Source organism: Pseudomonas sp. (assembly GCF_041601375.1).
Taxonomy (GTDB): domain Bacteria; phylum Pseudomonadota; class Gammaproteobacteria; order Pseudomonadales; family Pseudomonadaceae; genus Aquipseudomonas.
Map to the genome: position 1 here is coordinate 1 of NZ_JBFIIG010000015.1, position 22,637 is coordinate 22,637.

20 protein-coding genes are annotated in these 22,637 nt (G+C 61.4%); 14 read left to right on the forward strand and 6 right to left on the reverse strand.

Annotation, left to right across the window (positions count from 1 at the left end):
* The coding region (locus ABZE94_RS03960; protein ID WP_372874227.1) for a YbfB/YjiJ family MFS transporter at positions 1-406 on the forward strand (406 nt) is incomplete at its 5' end.
* A 33-nt stretch (positions 407-439) separates the two neighbouring features.
* Here the strand turns inward: ABZE94_RS03960 and ABZE94_RS03965 are convergent.
* Positions 440-1,042: a tRNA-(ms[2]io[6]A)-hydroxylase gene (locus ABZE94_RS03965; protein WP_372874228.1), complete on the reverse strand. Its 603-nt coding sequence runs from the start codon at positions 1,040-1,042 to the stop codon at positions 440-442.
* Between the two features lie 175 nt (positions 1,043-1,217).
* Between ABZE94_RS03965 and ABZE94_RS03970 the strand changes: the two genes are divergently transcribed.
* Entirely contained in the window at positions 1,218-2,081 is an 864-nt protein-coding gene (locus tag ABZE94_RS03970; RefSeq protein ID WP_372874229.1) for a universal stress protein, read from the forward strand.
* A 54-nt stretch (positions 2,082-2,135) separates the two neighbouring features.
* Here ABZE94_RS03970 and ABZE94_RS03975 read toward each other — a convergent pair whose 3' ends face one another.
* Positions 2,136-2,621, reverse strand: a complete 486-nt coding sequence (locus ABZE94_RS03975; RefSeq protein WP_372874230.1) for a DUF1289 domain-containing protein — start codon at positions 2,619-2,621, stop codon at positions 2,136-2,138.
* 552 nt (positions 2,622-3,173) lie between these two features.
* Here ABZE94_RS03975 and acnB point away from each other — a divergent pair.
* From acnB to alaC, 5 genes are all read left to right on the forward strand, one after another.
* Positions 3,174-5,783 carry a bifunctional aconitate hydratase 2/2-methylisocitrate dehydratase gene (gene acnB / locus ABZE94_RS03980; RefSeq protein WP_372874264.1) on the forward strand — a complete coding sequence of 870 codons (2,610 nt, stop codon included), beginning with the start codon at positions 3,174-3,176 and terminating at the stop codon, positions 5,781-5,783.
* 137 nt (positions 5,784-5,920) lie between these two features.
* Positions 5,921-6,130, forward strand: a complete 210-nt coding sequence (locus tag ABZE94_RS03985) for a YgdI/YgdR family lipoprotein (RefSeq protein ID WP_372874231.1) — start codon at positions 5,921-5,923, stop codon at positions 6,128-6,130.
* A gap of 211 nt (positions 6,131-6,341) precedes the next feature.
* On the forward strand, positions 6,342-7,553 hold the full coding sequence (locus tag ABZE94_RS03990) for a CmpA/NrtA family ABC transporter substrate-binding protein (RefSeq protein ID WP_372874232.1): 1,212 nt from the start codon (positions 6,342-6,344) through the stop codon (positions 7,551-7,553).
* A gap of 20 nt (positions 7,554-7,573) precedes the next feature.
* Entirely contained in the window at positions 7,574-8,152 is a 579-nt protein-coding gene (locus ABZE94_RS03995; RefSeq protein WP_372874233.1) for an ANTAR domain-containing response regulator, read from the forward strand.
* Positions 8,153-8,337: 185 nt separating this feature from the next.
* Complete coding sequence (gene alaC, locus ABZE94_RS04000) at positions 8,338-9,579, forward strand: alanine transaminase (RefSeq protein ID WP_372874234.1); 1,242 nt, start codon at positions 8,338-8,340, stop codon at positions 9,577-9,579.
* 156 nt (positions 9,580-9,735) lie between these two features.
* Here the strand turns inward: alaC and ABZE94_RS04005 are convergent, their stop codons facing one another.
* A complete protein-coding gene (locus ABZE94_RS04005; RefSeq protein WP_372874235.1) occupies positions 9,736-10,122 on the reverse strand; it encodes a hypothetical protein in 387 nt (128 codons plus the stop codon).
* A gap of 198 nt (positions 10,123-10,320) precedes the next feature.
* Between ABZE94_RS04005 and ABZE94_RS04010 the strand changes: the two genes are divergently transcribed.
* The 6 genes from ABZE94_RS04010 to ABZE94_RS04035 all read left to right on the forward strand — a co-directional run bounded on the left by ABZE94_RS04010 (position 10,321) and on the right by ABZE94_RS04035 (position 18,186).
* The gene (locus ABZE94_RS04010; protein ID WP_372874236.1) at positions 10,321-10,638 is read left to right on the forward strand and encodes a transcriptional regulator; all 318 of its coding nucleotides are present in this window, start codon (positions 10,321-10,323) and stop codon (positions 10,636-10,638) included.
* A gap of 509 nt (positions 10,639-11,147) precedes the next feature.
* Complete coding sequence (locus tag ABZE94_RS04015; RefSeq protein ID WP_372874237.1) at positions 11,148-12,647, forward strand: nucleobase:cation symporter-2 family protein; 1,500 nt, start codon at positions 11,148-11,150, stop codon at positions 12,645-12,647.
* 95 nt (positions 12,648-12,742) lie between these two features.
* Positions 12,743-13,603, forward strand: coding sequence for an outer membrane protein OmpK (locus ABZE94_RS04020; RefSeq protein WP_372874238.1), 861 nt, complete (start codon positions 12,743-12,745; stop codon positions 13,601-13,603).
* A gap of 440 nt (positions 13,604-14,043) precedes the next feature.
* Positions 14,044-15,516, forward strand: a complete 1,473-nt coding sequence (locus tag ABZE94_RS04025) for an NCS1 family nucleobase:cation symporter-1 (RefSeq protein ID WP_372874239.1) — start codon at positions 14,044-14,046, stop codon at positions 15,514-15,516.
* Between the two features lie 444 nt (positions 15,517-15,960).
* Positions 15,961-16,707, forward strand: coding sequence for an aspartate/glutamate racemase family protein (locus tag ABZE94_RS04030; protein ID WP_372874240.1), 747 nt, complete (start codon positions 15,961-15,963; stop codon positions 16,705-16,707).
* A 114-nt stretch (positions 16,708-16,821) separates the two neighbouring features.
* Complete coding sequence (locus ABZE94_RS04035; protein WP_372874241.1) at positions 16,822-18,186, forward strand: NCS1 family transporter; 1,365 nt, start codon at positions 16,822-16,824, stop codon at positions 18,184-18,186.
* A 322-nt stretch (positions 18,187-18,508) separates the two neighbouring features.
* Here the strand turns inward: ABZE94_RS04035 and ABZE94_RS04040 are convergent, their stop codons facing one another.
* From ABZE94_RS04040 to moaA, 3 genes are all read right to left on the reverse strand, one after another.
* Positions 18,509-19,312, reverse strand: a complete 804-nt coding sequence (locus tag ABZE94_RS04040; protein WP_372874242.1) for a methyltransferase domain-containing protein — start codon at positions 19,310-19,312, stop codon at positions 18,509-18,511.
* Positions 19,313-19,509: 197 nt separating this feature from the next.
* On the reverse strand, positions 19,510-20,328 hold the full coding sequence (locus ABZE94_RS04045) for a substrate-binding periplasmic protein (protein ID WP_372874243.1): 819 nt from the start codon (positions 20,326-20,328) through the stop codon (positions 19,510-19,512).
* Between the two features lie 37 nt (positions 20,329-20,365).
* Positions 20,366-21,394, reverse strand: a complete 1,029-nt coding sequence (moaA, locus tag ABZE94_RS04050; RefSeq protein ID WP_372874244.1) for a GTP 3',8-cyclase MoaA — start codon at positions 21,392-21,394, stop codon at positions 20,366-20,368.
* A gap of 187 nt (positions 21,395-21,581) precedes the next feature.
* On the opposite strand from moaA, the gene ABZE94_RS04055 reads away from it, so the two are divergent.
* Positions 21,582-22,226: a TetR/AcrR family transcriptional regulator gene (locus tag ABZE94_RS04055; RefSeq protein WP_372874245.1), complete on the forward strand. Its 645-nt coding sequence runs from the start codon at positions 21,582-21,584 to the stop codon at positions 22,224-22,226.
* The last annotated feature ends 411 nt before the right edge of the window (positions 22,227-22,637 follow it).

The window sequence follows — 22,637 nt, forward strand, 5'->3', positions numbered from 1 at the left end:
CAAGTTGGCCGACCGCAAGGGCCATGGCACCGCGCTGATGGTGATCTTCAGCGGCTTCACCCTGGGCTTGCTGGCATTCGTCGCGGACCCGGGCAAGTTCGCCCTGGTCGCCGGCTTCGGCTATGGCCTGATGTACTTCCCTATGTGGGGCATAGTCGCCGGCTGGCTCAACCAGCACTATTCATCGACCGCAACCATGCAGATCAGCGGCATCTGCATGGTGACCTTCGGCCTGGGCGGCACCCTGGGCAACCTGCTGGCCGGCTATATCCGCGAAACCACCGGCTCGCTGCAGGACGTGTTCTTCGTGCTGACAGGCGCCTCGCTGCTGCTGGTGGCCCTGGCCATCGTCATCCTGCGCGGCGACCGCCAGGCAGCGCTGATGGCGAGGCCGGCAGCCGCGTAGTCCTGCTGATTTCCGATAAAGGTGGCGCTTGCCCTAAGCGGCTGCGCCGCTGTGAAAGCGGAATTCCTTGTCGGGCGTGAGGATCGCCTCGCGCTCGACCTCGGCGAAGTACGCCACTCGCTCATCGATAGGCTCTGCCGAATAGTCGCGCGCCATCTTCAGGTAACCCTGGTAGTGCCGCGCCTCGGACTTCAGCAGCGAGCGGTAGAACTGCCCCAGCTCCTCATCCAGATGCGGCGCCAGGCGAGCGAACCGCTCACAGGAGCGCGCCTCGATAAAAGCCCCGACAATCAGGGTGTCCACCAGCTTGTGCGGCTCACTGGTGCGCATGTGCTTGTGCAGGCGCTGGGCATACAGGGCAGCACTGACCGGACGATAGGCGATCCCACGCTTCTTCATCAGCGCTGCGACCTGCTCGAAATGACGCAGTTCCTCACGGGCCAAACGCGACAAGTTATATTGCAAATCGGCCTTTTCGATATAGCGAAAGAGCAGGGTCAACGCCGTTGAGGCGGCCTTCTTCTCACAATTGGCGTGATCTATCAGCATCACGTCCTGATTCTGCAAGGCTTGGGCAATCCAGGCGTCAGGCGTTGGGCACAATAGGAAGGCTTCAATTTCAGGGAACAGTTGCATAGGCTCACGAAGTTCGATGGCCGCCTCGTCTGGCAGGCCGGGCGGGCCATTATACGAATGCCGGCGCGAACAGCCAGCCATGCCATTGATACCGGTCAAGAACTGGCTACTGTCACTGCCTCTATGCTGCATCTATAGTAATTACGAGTCACAACCACTTCGAACGGAGACGAGCATGCAAGCCATTCGTAATATTTTAGTCGTCATGGAACCAGAACGACCCGAAGGCTTGGCACTCAAGCGGGCCAAATTGATCGCTGGCGTGACCCAATCGCACCTGCACTTGCTGGTCTGTGGCAAGAAACATGACCACGCGAGCTATCTCAGTGACCTGTGCGCCACGCTCGAGAAGGAGGGTTACAGTACCTCCAGTCAGCAGGCTTGGCATGAAAACCTGCACCAGACCATCATCACCGTGCAGCAGGCCGAAGGCTGTGGCTTGGTGATCAAGCAGCACTTTCCCGACAATCCGCTGAAAAAAGCCCTGCTCACGCCGGATGACTGGAAACTCTTGCGCTATTGCCCGGCCCCGGTGCTGATGGTGAAAACCGACAAGTCCTGGACTGGTGGCACCATACTCGCGGCTGTCGATGTCGGTAATGCCGACGGTGAGCACCGCACCCTGCACGACAGCATCGTCAACCATGGCTATGACATCGCCGCCCTGGCCAAGGCCGACCTGCATGTGATCAGCGCCCACCCCGCACCCATGCTGTCGGCCGCAGACCCGACCTTCCAGTTGAAAGAAACCATCGAGGCGCGCTACCGCAATGAATGCAAGGCCTTCCAGGCCGAATACGACATCGCCGAGGAGCGCCTGCATGTAGCCGAAGGCCCGGCTGACGTACTGATTCCACAAGTTGCCCACCAGTTGAATGCCGCCGTCACCGTCATCGGCACCGTGGCCCGCACCGGTCTGTCCGGGGCGCTCATCGGCAACACTGCCGAAGTGATCCTCGACGCACTGGATTGCGACGTACTGGTACTCAAGCCCGACGACATCATCGCCCACCTCGAGGAACTGGTGGCACAGCACTGAAGAAAACCGGGTATTGGCAGGTATGACAGGGCCACCGACTCAGGTGGCCTTGTCCTATCTGCTCTGCGTGCGCGACTGCAGACCTTCCAGGAGGAATTTCGGCGCGATATAGCGCTGGTAGTGCGCCTCGGAGAGCAGGAAGAATTCGCGATCGATGGCGTCACGCAGTGACGGAAGGGTCCAGTCACGAAACTCGGGCAGCAACACCATGCCATAGGCTTCCAGTTGATGGATCGCCCGAGCGCCACGGGCAATCAGCTGATAAGCCCAGCAATAAGGCGACTGCTGCGGCACGAAACGAATCTGCCGTTGCTCCAACTGGCGGCGCAGGCGCACGTCATCGAACACCTCCAGCTTGGCCGTCATCACCTGCACCAACAGCACCTCGAGACGCAGCCAGACGGCGTATTTTTCCTCGTCGCTATAGCCGTTCCAGTTGATCACTTCATGGTGAAAGCGCTTGCAGCCACGGCACACCAGATCACCGTAGACAGTGGAGCAAAGGCCGACACAGGGGGTTTTGATGCGCTGGTTGGACATGGCGAGGCTGGATACATGCTGGCGGAAAGGCAGGCATGTTAGCCCTTTGTCTAAGCCAGTTCATCCCTGTCGACAGACCGGATGAAAACCACCTCGCGCCTGGCTGCTGCATGGATAAAACACTCGATACCCACTTTAACCGCAGGGAAACCCTGCTTTTCACCGACGTTCCCCCGCATCTCCCCCGTTGCCGCGAAGATATTTACCCAACCTGCTCGCCGCGGGGCTTTAGCTTAACTTTATCCACGCTTTCCAGTAGAATCGGCCCGCCTTTTGTAGGCGCCAATGTCCGTTGGAAGCTGTTTTCAAAGCGTCACGAGCACAGTAAATCCTGCAGGTACGATGTTGACGCAGGCCCTTGGAGCGCCCTTTCAAGTGCCTGCGTCAGCCCTCATCAAACCGTCCTGCCGGCGTAAAACTTTGAAAACAGCTTCCGCAAGAAACCTCTGAAACCTCGGCTGAGGGGCCCATAAAGCCACGATGCGCCTGGTTCAGGGTTTTCTGGATCGCGTCCCGGACAACCCTTTGGGACCACTGATGAGGGTAATAACTGTGCTTGAAGCCTATCGCATACACGTAGCAGAGCGTGCCGCTCAGGGTATCGTGCCCCAGCCGCTGAACGCCGAACAAACCGCAGGCCTGATCGAGCTGCTGAAGAACCCGCCGGTTGGCGAAGAAGCCTTTCTCCTCGACCTGATCACCAACCGCGTACCGCCAGGCGTGGACGAAGCTGCCTACGTCAAGGCCGGTTTCCTCTCTGCCATCGCCAAAGGCGAAGCTACCTCCCCGCTGATCGACAAGCAACACGCCGTCGAACTGCTCGGCACCATGCAGGGCGGCTACAACATCGCCACCCTGGTTGAGCTGCTCGACGACAGCGAACTGGCCGCTACTACTGCCGCCCAACTGAAGCACACCCTGCTGATGTTCGACGCTTTCCACGACGTTGCGGAAAAAGCCAAGAACGGCAACGCTCACGCTCAAGGCGTGCTGCAGTCCTGGGCCGATGGCGAGTGGTTCAAGAACCGCCCGACCCTGGCCGACAAGATCAGCCTGCGCGTGTTCAAGGTGACTGGCGAAACCAACACCGACGACCTTTCCCCTGCGCCTGATGCCTGGTCGCGCCCGGACATCCCGCTGCACGCCCTGGCCATGCTGAAGATGGCTCGCGATGGCATCGTGCCCGATGAGCAAGGCGTCACCGGCCCGATGAAGCAAATCGAAACCATGCGTGGCGAAGGCTTCCCTATCGCTTACGTGGGTGACGTGGTCGGTACCGGCTCCTCGCGCAAATCCGCCACCAACTCGGTGCTGTGGTTCTTCGGCGACGACGTACCAAACGTGCCGAACAAGCGCGCGGGCGGCTTCTGCTTCGGCAACAAGATTGCTCCGATCTTCTACAACACCATGGAAGACGCCGGCGCTCTGCCGATCGAGTTCGACGTATCGAACATGCACATGGGCGACGTGATCGACCTGTACCCGCATGCGGGCAAAGTCTGCAAGCACGGCAGCGACGAAGTACTGGCTACCTTCGAGATGAAGACCCCGGTCCTGCTCGACGAAGTCCGTGCTGGTGGCCGTATCCCGCTGATCATCGGTCGCGGTCTGACCGAGAAAGCGCGGGCCGAACTGGGCCTGGGCCCAACCGATCTGTTCAAGCTGCCTGAGCCGCCTGCTGAAAGCACCAAGGGTTTCACCCTGGCGCAGAAGATGGTCGGCAAGGCCTGCGGTCTGGCGGAAGGTCAAGGCGTGCGCCCTGGCACCTACTGCGAACCGAAGATGACTACCGTCGGCTCCCAGGACACCACTGGCCCGATGACTCGCGACGAGCTGAAAGACCTGGCGTGCCTGGGCTTCTCCGCCGACCTGGTCATGCAGTCGTTCTGCCACACCGCGGCCTACCCGAAGCCGATCGACGTGACCACCCACCACACCCTGCCGGATTTCATCCGCACCCGTGGTGGCGTGTCCCTGCGGCCAGGCGACGGCATCATCCACAGCTGGCTGAACCGCATGCTGCTGCCGGATACCGTCGGTACCGGTGGCGACTCGCACACCCGCTTCCCGATGGGCATCTCGTTCCCGGCCGGCTCCGGCCTGGTCGCCTTCGCCGCCGCCACCGGCGTCATGCCGCTGGACATGCCGGAGTCCATCCTGGTGCGCTTCAAGGGCAAACTGCAACCAGGCATCACCCTGCGTGACCTGGTCCATGCGATCCCTTACTACGCGATCCAGAAAGGCCTGCTGACCGTCGAGAAGAAGGGCAAGATCAACGCCTTCTCCGGCCGCATCCTCGAAATCGAAGGCCTGGACGAACTTACTGTCGAGCAAGCCTTCGAACTGTCCGATGCCTCCGCCGAGCGTTCCGCTGCCGGTTGCACCATCAAGCTGCCGGAAAAGGCCATCGCCGAGTACCTGAGCTCGAACATCACCCTGCTGCGCTGGATGATCAGCGAAGGCTACGGCGATGCACGCACCATGGAACGCCGCGCTCAGGCGATGGAAGCCTGGTTGGCCGATCCTAAGCTGATGACTGCCGACAAGGACGCCGAGTACGCTGAAATCATCGAAATCGATCTGGCCGATATCAACGAGCCGGTTCTCTGCGCCCCGAACGACCCGGACGACGCCCGTCTGCTGTCCAGCGTTCAAGGCGAAAAGATCGACGAAGTGTTCATCGGTTCGTGCATGACCAACATTGGTCACTTCCGCGCAGCCGGCAAGTTGCTGGAAAAAGTCGAAGGCTCCCTGCCGACTCGCCTGTGGCTCTCGCCGCCGACCAAGATGGACCAGCATCAGCTCACCGAGGAAGGCTACTACGGCATCTACGGCAAAGCCGGCGCCCGCTTGGAAATGCCAGGCTGCTCGCTGTGCATGGGCAACCAGGCACGCGTTGAAGCGAACTCCACCGTGGTATCGACCTCGACCCGCAACTTCCCCAACCGTCTGGGCGATGGTGCCAACGTCTACCTGGCTTCGGCCGAGTTGGCTGCGGTTGCGGCGATCACCGGCAAACTGCCGACCGTCGAGGAGTACATGGTCTACGCGAAGGAAATCGACACCATGGCAGCCGATGTCTATCGCTACCTGAGTTTCGACCAGATCGCCGAGTTCCGTGAAGCGGCAGCGAACGCCAACATCCCGGTCGTTCAAGCCTAAGGCTACAACGCTACAAAAAGAGCCCCGCCACCGTGCGGGGCTTTTTCTTGGCTGAAGCCCTTGCAGGCGAATGCCCAGCAGCTACCTTTTCCAATAACGGAAACAGCGCCCTAACTTCCAGCAACAAGGAGAAATTCATGAAAATCTGGCTCATCGCAGCTCTGTGCGCTTTCGCCTTGGCGGGCTGCAGCAGCGAATACATCATCACCACCACCGATGGTCAGATGCTGACCAGCGATGGCAAGCCGCACCTGGATAGAGACACCGGCATGATCGAGCTCACCGACAGCCAAGGGCGCAAGCAACAGATTCCGCAAAGCGATGTCAAGCAGATGCTCGAACGCTGAGCCAAGTCCTGCTCATCTTTTCACACCATTGCCGCGCGACAATGGTGCTTTCAGCAACACTTGGCGTGTACTGGCATATCACTTGCTTAATCCCAAACAACAGAGCCCTTCCAACGGCGGGAGCGGCTTAATAGACAATGGTGTCGCGCCAATCGCTGGGTCACTCAGCCATTGGCACGGCACCTATTTGTGTTGATCTGGGAAAAGCGCCATGAACGAGCAGAAAAACGGCCGTATCGAGACACAAGCAGGAACAGCCGGCAACGAGGCTCCGGAAAAGCGCGTACTGAACCTGGGCTTTATGGCCCTGACCGATGCCGCCTCGGTGATTGTCGCCGCCACTCAAGGCTTCGCCGAGAAGCATGGGCTAACCATCAACCTGCAGCGCCAGGCGTCCTGGGCAAGCCTGCGCGACAAGCTGCTCAGTGGCGAACTCGATGCAGCGCACAGCCTCTACGGCCTGATCTATGGGGTACAGCTCGGCCTTGGCGGTGCACCGGCCACCGACATGGCGGTCTTGATGGGCCTGAACCAGAACGGCCAGAGCATCAATCTGTCACACGCACTGCAATTCGCCGGCGTGACCTCAAGCGACGCACTGAAACTGCGCGCGCACCAAAAAGGCGCAAGACTGACCTTCGCCCAAACCCTGCCCACAGGGACCCACGCCATGTGGCTGTACTACTGGCTGGCCAGCCAGGGCATTCACCCGCTTGACGATGTCGACAGCGTGGTGGTGCCACCGCCCCAAATGGTCGCTCATCTCAAGGCCCGCCGCATCGACGGTTTCTGCGCGGGTGAGCCCTGGTGCGCCCAGGCGGTCGATGAGAACCTCGGGTTCACCCTGGCCACCACCCAGTCGATCTGGCCGGACCATCCGGAGAAGGTGCTCGGCTGTACCCGCGCCTTCGTCGAGCACTACCCCAACAGCGCGCGCGGCTTGATGATGGCCGTGCTGGAGGCCAGCCGCTTCATCGACGAGAGTGAAGAAAACAAGCGCAGCACCGCGCAATTGCTCAGCGGCAGTGACTATGTGGATGCGCCACTGAGCGCCATCCAGCCGCGTTTCCTCGGTCAGTACCAGGATGGTCTTGGCCATGCCTGGCTGGACCGGCACCCATTGCGCTTTCACGCTGAGGGTGCAGTCAACATGCCCTACCTCTCCGACGGCATGTGGTTCATGACCCAGTTTCGTCGCTGGGGTCTGCTGCGCGACGACCCCGACTACCTCGGCATCGCCCGTCAGGTACAACAGCTTGACCTCTACCGCCAAGCGGCAGAGGCTTTGAACATCAGGGTACCGGCCGAACAGCGCAGCGCGACGCTGCTCGATGGCAAGGGCTGGGATGGTTCAGATCCGGCTGGCTATGCCCGCAGCTTTACCCTCCACGCCTTGGCCGACAGCGACGCTGTCGCCCTGTAATTGCCCGGAGAGCCACACCCATGCTGCGTATTCTATTGATCAACGACACCCCGAAGAAGGTCGGGCGCTTGAAAACCGCGCTGATCGAAGCCGGTTTCGAGGTGATCGACGAATCAGGGCTGACCATCGACCTGCCCGAACGGGTCGAGGCCGTACGTCCCGACGTAATCCTCATCGACACCGAATCCCCAAGCCGCGATGTGATGGAGCAAGTGGTACTGGTCAGCCGCGATCAACCGCGTCCGATCGTCATGTTCACCGACGAGCACGACCCCGGGGTAATGCGTCAGGCCATTCAGTCCGGGGTCAGCGCCTATATCGTCGAAGGCATCCACGCTCAACGCCTGCAACCGATACTCGACGTGGCCATGGCCCGTTTCGAGAGTGATCAGGCGCTACGCGCACAGCTGCAGGCTCGCGACGCACAGCTTGCCGAGCGCAAACGAATCGAACTGGCCAAAGGCCTGCTGATGAAGATGAAAAGCTGCAACGAGGAGGAGGCCTACACTCTGATGCGCCGCCAAGCCATGAGCCGGCAGCAGAAACTGTCGCAGGTCGCCGAGCAGATCATCGCCATGCACGACATGCTGGGCGGCTGAAGCCGCCAGCGACAAGCTGCAAGCCATAAGCTGCCAGTAACAGCGGGGAGGCTGGACAAATTACCCATATCCAGCCTTCCTGCCTCTCGACAGACCCTAGCCTTCGCGCTTATCTTCGCCACCTGGCCAGCGCACTGGCCAACGTCGCTCGGACGGTTCCGGGCGCTTACGTTTCCGAGGAAAGCATGGCTGACCAGGCTCCGCGCCGCTTTGCGCGCATCGATCGACTCCCGCCTTACGTATTCAACATCACCGCCGAATTGAAGATGGCTGCCCGCCGCCGTGGCGAGGACATCATCGACTTCAGCATGGGCAATCCCGACGGGCCAACACCGCCACATATCGTCGAGAAGCTGGTGCAGGTCGCCCAGCGCGACGACACCCATGGCTACTCCACCTCCCGTGGCATCCCGCGTCTGCGTCGTGCCATCTCGCGCTGGTACCAGGATCGCTACCAGGTCGAGATCGACCCGGACAGCGAAGCCATCGTCACCATTGGTTCCAAGGAAGGCCTGGCGCACCTGATGCTCGCCACCCTGGATCATGGCGACACCGTACTGGTGCCCAACCCCAGCTACCCGATCCACATCTATGGCGCAGTGATTGCCGGCGCCCAAGTGCGTTCGGTGCCGCTGGTACCCGGGGTGGACTTCTTCGCCGAACTGGAACGGGCCATCCGCGAGTCGATCCCCAAGCCGAAGATGATGATCCTCGGCTTTCCTTCCAACCCCACTGCCCAGTGCGTGGAGCTGGACTTCTTCGAGCGGGTGGTGGCGCTGGCCAAACAGTACGACGTACTGGTGATCCACGACCTGGCCTATGCCGATATCGTCTACGACGGCTGGAAGGCTCCGTCGATCATGCAGGTAGCGGGGGCCAAGGACATTGCCGTGGAGTTCTTCACCCTGTCGAAGAGCTACAACATGGCCGGCTGGCGCATCGGCTTCATGGTCGGCAACAAGGAACTGGTCAACGCCCTGGCGCGGATCAAGAGCTACCACGACTATGGCACCTTCACGCCGCTGCAAGTCGCCGCCATCGCGGCGCTGGAGGGCGACCAGCAGTGCGTGCGCGATATCGCCGAACAGTACCGCCAGCGCCGCAATGTGCTGGTCAAGGGGCTGCATGAGATCGGCTGGATGGTGACCAACCCGAAAGCCTCGATGTACGTCTGGGCCAAAATCCCCGAAGCCTATGCCGGGCTCGGCTCGCTGGAGTTCGCCAAGAAGCTGCTGCTGGATGCCAAGGTCTGCGTATCACCCGGCATCGGCTTTGGCGATTACGGCGATGACCACGTGCGCTTTGCCCTGATCGAGAACCAGGATCGCACGCGCCAGGCCGTCCGCGGGATCAAGACGATGTTCCGGGCCGATGGCCTGATTCAAGCCCCAGCGCCGAGCAAGCCACGCAAGGCCCCGCCTAGCTGAGCAAGCTGTCACCCCGCCGGTGCGTGCCCGCGCAAACGCGTTGCGCGGGCACGCACCGAACAGCCCTAAGAGGTTGTGAAAATATCGAGCGCCGTAGCGAGAGCGTCTCCTGATGGTCGCAGCAGGCGCGAGTTTTTTCACAAGCGCTCACACGCATTACCCCGAGTAATCCAGCACCGTCCACACCCGCGTCAACCCGTTGCCAATCACGCAGCCAGCCTCGTCCAGTTGCTGGTTGTCGTGCAACGACATCAGGGTGGTGGCGCCGTCCGCGTCATCGGCGCGCTCGGTCAGCCATTGCACCCGGCCGCAGTTGGCCGTTTCGATCACATAGCTGGCGGCGACTGCAGAATGCTGGCGCTTGAGCACATCCACCACGGTGCCGCGCTCCTCCACCCGCTTGCCATCCGAGACCAGCACCGCCCAAGCCTGGCTGTTTTCAATCACAAGATAAGAACCATTGGCCCTGGGTTGCTCAACCTGCGGCTGAGCGCAGCCTGCCAGCAGTCCCAACAACACAATTGTCATCAGTATCTGTTGCATTACCAGTTGCTCCTCTGCAGTCCCGACGCTCAGTGGCTATGCAAGCGACTGGCGGGGGGGGTCGAGCGAATACCCGGGTGGGCCTTGGCTTTACTATTGCCGAATACTGTTTATTTGTACAGTATTTTTAGGCTACCCTTGTCACAGCTATCTCATCAGGACACCTGCCAATCAACAGCGTCAATCGGGAGCACAACGATGCTGGACGTCTTGCAACTGAAACACAGCGTGAACCGGATGCACCTGGATAAAGTTCGCGCCACAGTCGCCGAACTGCAGCTGGAGGGTATTGTCACCGAGGGCCGAACCCCTTTTACCCGCGTGCACTTCAACACCTGCTTCGCCGAAATCGAAGCCCTGCTGCAACGCGCCGGCTATCACAAGCAGCTGGACGTGGTGGGCTACCAGGGGCTGGCCTACGCCATGTTCGACCCGGCGCGCTGGGACGCCGTCGATGTGCTCAAGTGGCTCAAGGAGTTTGTCGAGGAGGCGCAGCTGAGACCTGCCACTCGATAAGCCTTGGCGCCACGACACCTCGAGCGCACAGACTGTAGCGTAGCGCCGTAATGGCTCAGAGGCCGTGAGAATATCCAGCGCCAAGCCCTTCTAGATGAGCAGCAAAATCTGCCTCCCCCTGCAGGAGGGGCCTTGTCCGCGAATGGGTTTTCGGCTCGGCCGATCGCTCGATAGAACACCTATATCGATGTCCGGAAACTCGACCACTAAAGAAGATCCGGCGGGCTGTGTCGCCGCGCTCTGTGTCCCTGAAGGCATCGCAACAGACCCCCCTAGGGCGTAAGCAATACGCCATTCTCAGCGGCATAACACTGCCAGCCATGCTACCTGCTGCCCGCACGATAATTCCTGTACACAATCTTAAAATAAATTGTTTTAAACCATGTGAACAAGTTGCTATAGTCGGCCCATTCTGACCGATCGGACAACTTCGAACACAGATCAGATAGAGGCGCCGTGAAGCCTCGTGCAAGCCCATGACCATATAAAAACAACTGGCAGGCTCTGACATGACCACGACTCGCACCACGCACACCCCAGCTCCGTCTGCGGGTAGCAACGACCTGATCTACCAGCTCGACGACCGACCGGCCTTCGCTCCGGCGATTTTCGCCGCCTTGCAACATGTGCTGGCCAGCTTCGTCGGCATCATCACCCCCACCCTGATCGTCGGCAACGTGCTCGGCCTGGGCGCCTACGTGCCCTACCTGGTGAGCATGGCGCTGTTCGTTTCCGGGCTCGGCACCTTCGTCCAGGCCAAGCGCATCGGCCCGGTCGGCTCGGGGTTGCTGTGCCTGCAAGGCACCAGCTTCGCCTTTCTCAGCGCCATCCTCAGCGCCGGTTTTCTGGTGAAGGGGCGCGGCGGCAGCGAGGAGGAAATACTCGCCACCCTGTTCGGCGTGTGCTTCTGCGCCGCCTTCGTCGAGATCGCCTTCAGCCGGGTCATCTCAAAACTGCGCAAGGTCGTCACCCCAGTGGTCACCGGCACCATCATCTGCCTGATCGGTCTGTCGCTGATCAAGGTGGCGATGACCGACATCGCCGGCGGCTATGGTGCACCCGACCTCGGCGCCCTGCACCATCTCGGGCTGGCAGCACTGGTGCTGGTCACCATAGTCGTACTCAATCGCTTCAAGTCCCAAGCCGTGCGCCTGTCGGCGGTGATCATCGGCCTGACCCTGGGTTTTGCCGTCGCCTGGTTCAATGGCCGGGTGGACTTCTCCAGCATGGCTGCCGTGCCGCTGGTCAGCGTGCCGGTGCCGTTCAAGTACGGCTTCAATTTCGACTGGGTGGCCTTCGTGCCGATCGCGGTGATCTTCCTGATCACCCCGCTGGAAACCGCCGGCGACCTGACCGCCAACTCGATCATTTCCAAGCAACCGGTCAAGGGCCCGCTCTACCTGCGCCGGATCAAGGGCGGGGTCCTCGCCGACGGTTGCAACTCGGCCATGGCGGCGATGTTCAACAGCCTGCCGATGACCACCTTCAGCCAGAACAACGGGGTCATCCAGCTCACCGGCGTCGCCAGCCGCCACGTGGCCTTCTATGTCGCCGGGATATTCATCCTGCTCGGGCTGTTCCCGGCAATCGGCGCGGTATTGCAGCTGATGCCCAAGCCGGTACTCGGCGGCGCCACCCTGATCATGTTCGGCACCGTCGCCGTGGCCGGGATCAGGATCCTCAGCGAAGCCGGCCTGCATCGGCGCAACGTGCTGATCGTGGCCATATCCCTTGGCCTTGGCCTTGGCGTGGCGGCCGTGCCGGAAGCACTGGCGCATATGCCGGACACCCTGAAAAACATCTTCGGCTCGCCAATCACCACCGGCGCACTCAGCGCCATCCTGCTGAACATCTTCCTCCCGGAAGAACATGTGGAACTGGAAGAGAACGATTACGAACCAGAGTCCCACCTGCACAACGTGCTGCAGAACCCGCAGCCCCTGGCTGCCCAGGAGCCGCACCTGAACAACCTGGCCGGCGACCCGGAGCCACTCAGCCGCCCAAGCTGAACCAGCGGCCCGGCTAACAACCTTTCCCCCTTAGCTCCCTGCGGTCAGCCGCAGGGGCGAGAACCCTTGCGCCCTCTAAAAACAAGGAAAACCCGATGAAACTCAAGCACCTGCCTCTCTGCATTGCTCTTTCTACCGGCCTCTTCGCCGGCCAGCAGGCCACTGCCGGCGACCTGCTGCACTGGCAAGACAACAGCCTGTCCTACCTCTATGGCGACAACTTCCAGCGTCTCAACTTCAACGGCGAAGAACAGCGCTCGCAGACCACCTTCACCTTCGAGCACGCCAGCGGCTGGGCCTGGGGCGATATGTTCTATTTCCTCGACTACGTCCGCGCGGACAACGTCCAGTCCCGCGGCAGCTTCACCAACGGCAGCTTCGAGCAAGACAACAAGAGCAGCTTCTACTACATGGAGTTCTCGCCGCGCGTCAGCCTCAGCTGGCTGACCGGCCAGGATCTTTCCGTCGGCCCGCTGAAGGACGTCAAGGCCGCCTTCACCTATGAAAAAGGCGAAGGCGGTCCCGCTACCGAGAACTACCTGTACGGCCTGGGCTTCGACTGGGACGTGCCAGGTTTCGCCTACCTCAAGACCAACCTGTACCGAGTCAAGATCAACAACCAGGTGTTCTTCGCCGACCAGGACAGCAACGGCTACGCCACCCAGCTGACCGTGGCCGGCGCCTACCCCTTCGCCATCGGCGAGCAGGACTTCGTGGTCGACGGCTACCTCGACTGGCGCTCACCGTCCGACGAAGCTGGCACCCAGACCTCGGTCGGCTCCTCGATCCAGGTCAAATGGGACGCGGGCAAGGCCCTGTTCGGCAAGGAACGCAAGCTCTACGTCGGCACCGAACTGAACATGTGGCACAACAAGTACGGGATCAAGCCCATCGACGGCTCCACCGACGGCTTCGACCAGACGGCTGTGCAAGCCCTGGTCAAATACCACTTCTGATGACAACCCACTGGATCGCTGCCGGGTAGGCGGCGGTGGCAAAGTAGAGGGGATCACGCTGAGCGTGATCCCCTTTTTTGTGTACAAAAGTATTCCTCGCAGGCAGCAAAAAATGCCCTCGGCGAATGAGTCACCAGCACGATCAAACAAACCGAAAAACCAATCAGATACAACAATATGCAGAGAAATCATCCATCACAATTTGACCATCAGGTCAAGTATATGCACACATAAAAGTAGCTTTTTGTGGACAATTTTGTTTCCAAGACAAATTTTTATGTGTACAACAATTAGGTCGCCACACTCATTCGCATGGCGCTAGCCAGCCAACCCTGGTCATCCCAAGGGAAGCGAACGAAAGATGTGGAACAGAACGTGCACACAATATCTCCTCAGATGCGCGCCATAGTGGCGCCAACAACAAAATACCAGGAGCCGCCATGTCCACCGATGACTTCCGCATCAAGCAAATCGACACCTCGCTGTACAACGGGGACTTGGCGCCCTTACCTCCCGCAAAACGCAAATGGGGCTGGTTCGAGATATTCAATGTCTGGTCCAACGACATCCAGAGCCTGTTCGGCTACACCCTCGCCGCCACCCTGTTCATCTCCTATGGCCTGAACGGCTGGGCGGTGCTCGCTGGAATCATCCTGGCCGGCTGCATCGTCATGGGTCTGGTGCAGTTGACCGGCAGGCCCAGCGTCAAATACGGCATTCCCTTCCCGGTCATGGCCCGTGCCAGCATGGGCGTGCGCGGGGCCAACTTCCCCGCCGTGGTGCGCGGCATCGTGGCGATCTTCTGGTACGGCGTGCAGACCTACTTCGCCTCCACCGCCGTGGCCCTGCTGCTCAATTCACTGCTCGGCAACGGCTCGAGTGCGACATTTCTGGGCATGACCGCTATCGGTTGGCTCTCTTATGTGATCGTCTGCGTATTTCAGGTCGCCCTGTTCATCCGCGGCATCGACTGGATCACCAAGTTCCTCAACTGGGCCGGCCCGCTGGTCTACCTGGTGATGATCGCGCTGATGCTGATGATCTGGTACAAGGCCGGTCCCAGCCTGCTCGGTGAGCTGGGCGAGATCTTCCGTGGTACCGGCGAATATGCCGCCGGCCCGGTCGCCGCTTTTATCGCGGTGGTCGGCACCATGGTCGCCTACTTCGCCGCGGTGGTGATCAACTACGGTGACTTCGCGCGCTTCGTCAAAAGCGAAAAACAGATGACCATCGGCAACTTTCTCGGCCTGCCGGTGAGCCTGGCGATCTTCTCGCTGATCGCCCTGGTGATCACCGCCGGCACCGTAGTGGTGTTCGGTGAGACCCTGACCAACCCGACTGACATCGTCGCCCGGGTCGACAACCTGACCCTGACCATCATCGCGGCGTTGACCTTCTTCGCCGCCACGGTCGGGATCAACCTGGTCGCCAACTTCATCCCGCCAGCCTACGACATCGCCAACCTGGCGCCCGCCCACATCAGTGCGCGCACCGGCGGTTTCATCACCGCGGCCATCGCCTTCTTCATTGGCGCACTCTGGGTGTCCTTCATCAGCAACGTCGGTATCGCCGCCTTCGTCGACACCCTGGGCGCGGTGCTCGCGCCGCTGTACGGCATTCTCGTCGCCGACTACTACCTGGTGCGCAGGCAGCACCTCAACCTGCAGGACCTGTTCAGCGCCGAAGCCGGCTCGACCTACTACTACAACGGCGGCTGGAACCGTAACGCCATGATCGCCTTCGGCGTGGCCTCGGTCTTCTCGGTCGCCTCGGTGTGGACGCCGGGCCTCAACGAGCTGTCCGGCTACTCCTGGCTGTTCGGCGCCATGCTCGGCGCGCTGTTCCACTACCTGCTGATGCGCAAGCACTGTGCCGCCAAAGGCGCCTCGGCTGCGCTCGGCTCACGCAACTAGAACCCGCCGGACGGCGCATCGCAGGCAACCCCGGCGCGCTAGCACATGCAGACAACCAGGCCGTTCCCCGTGGGGACGGCTTGCCCTGGCATGGCGCGAGCGCCCTCGCCTGCCCCCACCGCAAGTCGATGCCGGCTTTTCCCGACGAGCGCCACCAGCCCGGCCTCCCCCATTGACAGCACCCGATCCGGTCGCCTGGCGAAGCCGTGCTTGAGGGCGCCGCCGAAACGGCCACTATCCGGGAACTCCATAACAACCTAGGTTCTTCACAACCGACTGATAAATAAATGAATTTCCTTTACTAGAATCAGTAAGCTGACCATTAGGCCAGCTTACTAGCACAATCCAATTTAATTTTGTATACAAAATCTAAATAAAATATTTCTTATTTTTATATTTTTGTGTACAACTTTAAGCGCAGCCACCTGCCACGAAGAGGACAGCATGAAAATTCGCGTCATCAATCCCAATACCACCGCCAGCATGACCGCCAAGATCGGCGAGGCAGCCTGCCGGGTTGCCAGTCCCGGAACCCGCATCCTGGCCAGCAATCCACGCAGCGGCCCGGTCTCGATCGAGAGCCATTTCGACGAGGCGATCAGTGCAGTGGGAGTCATCGAAGAAGTGCGAGCCGGCGAGCTCGAGCAAACTGACGCCTACATCCTGGCCTGCTTCGGCGATCCCGGCCTGCTGGCCGCCCGCGAGCTGACGCGCGCCCCGGTGATCGGTATCGCCGAAGCGGCTTTTCACATGGCCAGCCTGATCAGCACCCGCTTCTCCATCGTCACCACCCTCGGACGCACCGGCATCATCGCCGAGCACCTGTTGCAGAGCTATGGCTTCGCCCACCACTGCCGACGGGTACGCGCCGCAGAGATACCCGTGCTCGATCTCGAGGACAGCGGCGACAGAGTCCTGGACAGAATCATCGCCGAATGCCTGCGGGCCAAGGCCGAAGACAACATCGGCGCCATCGTCCTCGGCTGTGGTGGTATGGCCGACCTGACCGGCCAAATCCGCGAAGCGGTCGGCTTGCCGATAGTCGAAGGCGTGACCGCCGCGGTGAAGCTGGCCGAATCGCTGGTGAGCCTGGGGCTGGGTACCAGCAAGTACGGCGACCTGGACTTCCCCCCCGCCAAGGCCTTCACCGGGCAGTTCGAGCACCTCTCCGCGGCCGCGCCACAGCACTGATCACGGGCCCAGGCGCCGCGCCATGGATGGAACGGCGCCCGCCCGGCGGAGTCGAGCAACTCCAGGAAAATTACAAAAGGGACTGGTCCAACTCCCTCCAATGAGGTCCACGCAATGAACAATGAAAATGTTGCCTCGCAAGTACCGGATTACGCAGAACCCGAGGTAGCCACCAAAGCCGCGGGTTCGGAATCGCTGGCTCCCCAGGAAACCCGCATCATGGGCCGGGTCTCCTACCTGCTGGCCTGGTTCGGCGGCTGTGTATCGATCGGCACCTTCGCCATGGGTTCGAGCATAGTCGGCACCCTCAACCTGCTACAGACGGCGCTGGCGATCGCCATCGGCTGCTTCGTCATCGGCATAGCCCTGGCCTTCAACGGTGCCGCCGGCTACAAGTACGGCATTCCGTTCATGGTGCAGGCCCGCAGCGCGTTCGGCTTCGCCGGCACCCGCTTCCCCGGCCTGGTGCGGGCGGTCCCGGCCATCGTCTGGTACGGATTTCAGAGCTGGATCGGCGCGGCGGCGATCAACGCCGTCTCCGCCACCCTGTTCGGCTTCGATAACCTGGTGTTCTACTTCATCGTCTTCCAGTTCCTGCAGATCGGCCTGTCGATGTTCGGCTTCCAGGGCATCAAGTGGCTGGAGAACGTCGGCAGCGGCTTCATCCTGGCGTCGCTGGTCTACATGTTCTACAGCGTGATCAATCGTTACGGCGACGAGATCATGACCAATCTGGTGAACATTGAGGGCACCTGGGGTCTGCCGTTCTGGGGCGCGACCATGCTGTTCCTGGGCATCTATAGCACCATGATGCTCAACGTCAGCGATTACTCCCGCGAGCTGAAGAAAGGCAGCGGCCCGGGCCTGCTGACCACCCTCTATGCCATGTCCATCCTGCCCACCACCCTGTTCATGGGCTTGATCGGCCTGATGGTATCCGGCGCCACCGGGGTCAGCGACCCGATCCAGGTGTTCTCCAGCGCGGTCGACAACACCCCCCTGCTGGTGATTACCCTGCTGTTCATCGCCTTCGCCCAGGTGACCACCAATGTGCTGAACAACGTGGTGCCGCCGACCTACATCCTGATGGATGTATTCAAGCTGCCGTTCCGTACCGCCACCATCATCGTTGGCCTGCTGGCGTTCGGCACCTTCCCCTGGGAGCTGGTCAAGGCAGAGTCCTCCGCCGGCCTGCAGGTGTTCGTACAGACCTACTCGGCGTTCCTCGGACCGATCTTCGCAGTCATGGTGGTGGACTACTTCATCCTGCGCCGCCGCAAGCTGGATATCGCCAAACTGTATGACGAGAACGGTCCCTACCGCGGGGTGAACTACGCTGCTGTGGCAGCCTCGCTGCTGGGCACCGGCGCCGCCCTGAGCCTCCCAATGGTGTCCTGGTACGCCAGCCTGGTCCCGGCCGGCCTGAGCTACTACCTGCTGATGCAATACTGGCCGGCCTGCGCGCGCTTCCGCTGCTGAGCCCGCGCCCCTGCGACCCGTGTGGCCAGTTCAATCTGACTCCTCGCGGCGCCGGGCCTGAGGATCTCGGTCATCCGAACTTGAGGTAACCCACTGGCTCTACGCGTCGCCACGGGGCAGCGCGCTGAATGGATGACCCACCTAGGACGACATTAAGCCCATCCATGGCTCAACCGACGGCTTCGACCAGACGGCTGTGCAAGCCCTGGTCAAATACCACTTCTGATGACAACCCACTGGATCGTTGCCGGGTAGGCGGTAGTGGCAAAGTAGAGGGGAAGCAGGCTGGTCTTGCTTCCCCTTTTTAGCTGGCCTGGCGCCGCTAATGTTTGCGCGCTCTGACGATATGCGCCGGTGAATCGAACCGCAGCTTGCCGTCCGCACCGACGTAGGGCGCCAGCACCTGCTCCGCTTCAGCCAGGATGCGCGCGATCACTTGCTCATCGAGGTTGACCCCCATGACCGGCAACCAGCCGCGCAGATCCGCCTCGACCATGGCCCGCACACTGGGAAAGCAGGCCGTAGCCGTGTGACTCACAATGCCTGGCGCGTCGATTCCGGCGCTGGTGCACAGCGCCACCAGCGCCTGCTTGTCGCCAAGCACGAACGGTGCCCGCAGGGCGTCCGCCGCCTGCTCCCCAGCGAGCCGTGCCAGCAAGGCGACTTCGGCCGCATAGGCCGGAGTATTTTCCAGTGAATCCCAGACGGCAACGGCCAGTCGACCGCCCGGCACCAGGACCCTGAACATTTCACGCAGGGCTTGTCGCCTATCGTCGAAAAACATCAGGCCGAACTGGCTGACAACCGCGTCGAAGGACTCATCCGGATACGGCAGCGACTCCGCCGGGCCCTGCCGCCAGTCGATATCGGGTGCGAGCTCGGCGGCCACGGCCAGCATGCCCGGATTGGCATCCAGACCGGCCACCGAACCGCTATTGCCGACGCAATCAGCCGCCACCCGAGCGAGTACACCGGTGCCACAGGCAACATCCAATACGCGCTGTCCGGGCTGCAGGTTGGCGGCGGCGACCACCCAGGGCGCCCACTCCTGGAACAATGCCGGGACCAAGAGTGCCTGGTAGGCATTCGCCTCATCTATCTGTGCTTGCAAGTCGGAATCGTTCATTTCAGGCCTCCTGTGCACCCTGTGCCGGAGCCTGCGAGTCATGCCTTGGCGGCCACTGCAGACTGCCGAAACGGAGTTTGGCCGCCACCCGGACAGAAAGAATCTGCCGCAACGGCCGCTTGCTGTTGAGGACGGATCGCGCCTTCTCATTGCAAGCATAGAAGACCTGAAGCCGGGGCCGTGCGCGGCTCGACCGGCTACTCGAGGCGCGCCTTGGCTTTCTGCCGCTTGAGGAAGTCCAGCTTCCACTGTTCGACCCCCATGTACTCCGAATCCAGGTTGGCCTCGACCCGATACTTGTCCTTCAGCGCATCCACCTCCTCCTGACACTCGAGCAGAAAGCGGTCGAAGCGCTGGAGCAACTGGCGATGCCTGAGCGTGGACAGGTGAAAGTTGCCGCGGGTGTGCGGCAGCTTGGGGTCGAACACCAGGGCGCCGGGGCGGGCGCGGATGTTGTCGAGGTAATGGGTGGCGACCACCACGTTGAAGTAGGCGCCGTCGGTGTCCTGCTTCAGCGTCTGCCGGATCAAGGTGCGCAGGTCATCGCTGTAAGTCAGCTGGATCTGTCCCGCCTCGATACCCTGCTGGTAACCCCAGGGGGTCCAGCCGCTGACCATGCCCAGACGCTTGAGCTGCTCTATAGCGTGCCCCTGGTGTTTTGGCGCAACCAGCACACCGTCGACATAGGCGACCACCGCCTGGCTGTAGTGCAGCGCCTTGTCGGCCTTTTGCGCCTGCGCCCAGTTGCCGCTGTCCGGGTACTTGAAGTCCACCTCGCCCTCCAGCAAGGCCGCCAGCAAGCGACTGGCCGGCAACGGCAGGTAGCTCAACTGCACGCCGCTGTGGCTGGCGAACCGGTCGAACAGCTCGCGGGCAAAGCCCTGATAGCGACCTTGCTGGTCGATGCTGTAGTGCGGCGCAAAGGGCAGGTTTTCCACCCCGATCACATAGCTTTCGGCACTGACAGCGCTGGCAAACAAAAGGGCTAACAGACTGCAGACGCGTGTGGACTTCACGGCAACGCTCCTGATGGTTCCTGAATCGAATCGGGCCCTAGCCGCCGGTCACGCTCATGAACCGCAACACCTGGACCTGCTCGTCGCGTTCGAAATGATGGCGCTCGGGCTTGAGCCACAGGGCTGCCAGCAAGGCTTCGCGCAGACGCTGGCTGTCGCCCGGATAACGGCGGATCAGCGCCTTGAGATCCAGGGCATTGTCGTGGCCCAGACAGAGCACCAGCTTGCCTTGCGCCGTGACCCGGACACGGTTGCAGTCGCCACAGAAGTTGTGGCTGTGCGGCGAGATAAAACCGACGTGCGTGTCGCTGCCCGGCACCCGCCAGTAGCGCGACGGGCCGCCAGTCTGCTTGCCACTGCGGACCAGCGCGTAGCGCTGCTCGATGCGCGCGCGCACCTCGTCGCTGGAGCAGAAGGTCTGCTCGCGTTGATGACTGGAGACACTGCCCAGGGGCATCTCTTCGATAAAGCTGATATCCAGGCCGCGGGCCACGGCGTACTCGACCAGCGCGAGTACCTCGTCGTCGTTGCGCCCCTGCTGCACCACGCTGTTGAGTTTGATCTTGTGGAATCCGGCCGCCTGCGCCGCTTCGATACCGGCCAGCACCTGATCGAGCCGGTCACGCCGGGTCAAGGCGGCGAAGCGCTCGCGGCGCAGGGAATCCAGGCTGATATTCAGGCGCTTGACCCCGGCTGCGCGCAACTCATCGGCCATCTCGCAAAGCTGCGAGCCATTGGTGGTGATGGCCAGGTCTTCCAGCTCCGGGCGCTGACCCAGGCGTGTCAGCAGGCTGAGCAAGTTCTTGCGCACCAGCGGCTCGCCACCGGTGATGCGGATGCGTGTAACCCCCAGGCCGATAAAGGCATCGGCCACGGCGTAGAGTTCTTCCAGGCTGAGGATCTGCGCACGCGGGGCGAAGACCATGTCCTCGCTCATGCAATAGGTGCAACGGAAATCGCAGCGGTCGGTGACCGACAATCGCAGGTAGGTGATGCGTCGACCGAAGGGGTCGAGCAGTTGCGCGTGAGACACAGCGAGTCTCCTGTACTCAGGGAGTCGAGACATTTTTGTTATGAAATGCAGTGCGCAGATAGAAACAGAAAAGCTGTTTTTTGTACACAATAAACTGACCACAAGGTCAGTTAAGTTAGCCAAACCCCCAGCCCCCGCTGGCTTGAGCCTGGCGCAGAGCCGGTGCTACCATGCCCGACCGCCGCCCAGCGCCGGGCGGCACATGCAAGCACAGGGGCTTATGACCAGTATTCGCGAGCGCAACAAAGAGCTGATTTTGCGCGCAGCCAGTGAAGAATTCGCCGACAAGGGATTTGCCGCCAGCAAGACCAGCGATATCGCCGCCAAGGCTGGTGTGCCCAAGCCCAACGTCTACTACTACTTCAAGTCGAAAGAGAACCTCTACCGCGAGGTGCTGGAAAGCATTATCGAACCGCTGCTGGAGGCCTCGGCGCCGTTCAATCAGCCCGGCAAACCGGCAGATGTGCTGACGGCCTATATCCGCTCGAAGATCCGCATCTCCCGCGAGCAGCCCTCGGCCTCCAAGGTATTCGCCAGCGAGATCATGCACGGTGCGCCGCATCTGTCCGCCGAACAGGCCGAACAGCTCAACGCCCAGGCCCAGCACAACATCGCCTGCATCCAGCGCTGGATCGGCCAGGGCCTGATGGCCAAGGTCGACCCGCATCACCTGATGTTCAGCATCTGGGCCGCGACCCAAACCTATGCCGACTTCGATTGGCAGATCGCCACTGTCACCGGCAAGGCCAGCCTGGACGACGCCGACTACGAAGCTGCCGCCCAGACCATCATCCGCCTGGTGATCAAGGGCTGCGAAATCGACGAAACCCAGAGCGCCGCCTCCGAGCAAGTCACCCGCGCCTGATCCTGTGGTCCGGTTGGGTTAGCGGCGCAGAGCACCCGCTCGCAAACGGCCAATAAAGCCGGGCGGTGCCTAACCGACAAAACAGCGATGGATGGTTGGCGGTTCGCGGCCAAGGCCCCTCCCACAAGAGCACTACAGCCCTGCAGGAAGGGACTTGTTGGTCCAATCGACGGCTCCACCAGGCGGCCAATCGCATCCGACCTGTAGGGCGGGTTAGCGGCGCGGGGCCAGCTTACCCACGACCGCCTGCGGATTCGAAGCGCCGCGTACCCCGCCAACCCACGGTAAATCGTCGACAACACCATGGCGGGTTACGGCCCGCCTGGTTTCGGTGGCAACCATTGCCCAACTGTCACGCGCCTAACCCGCTCTACACGCGGCGAAGCCCAAGGTCGTGGTCGCCTAGTGGGG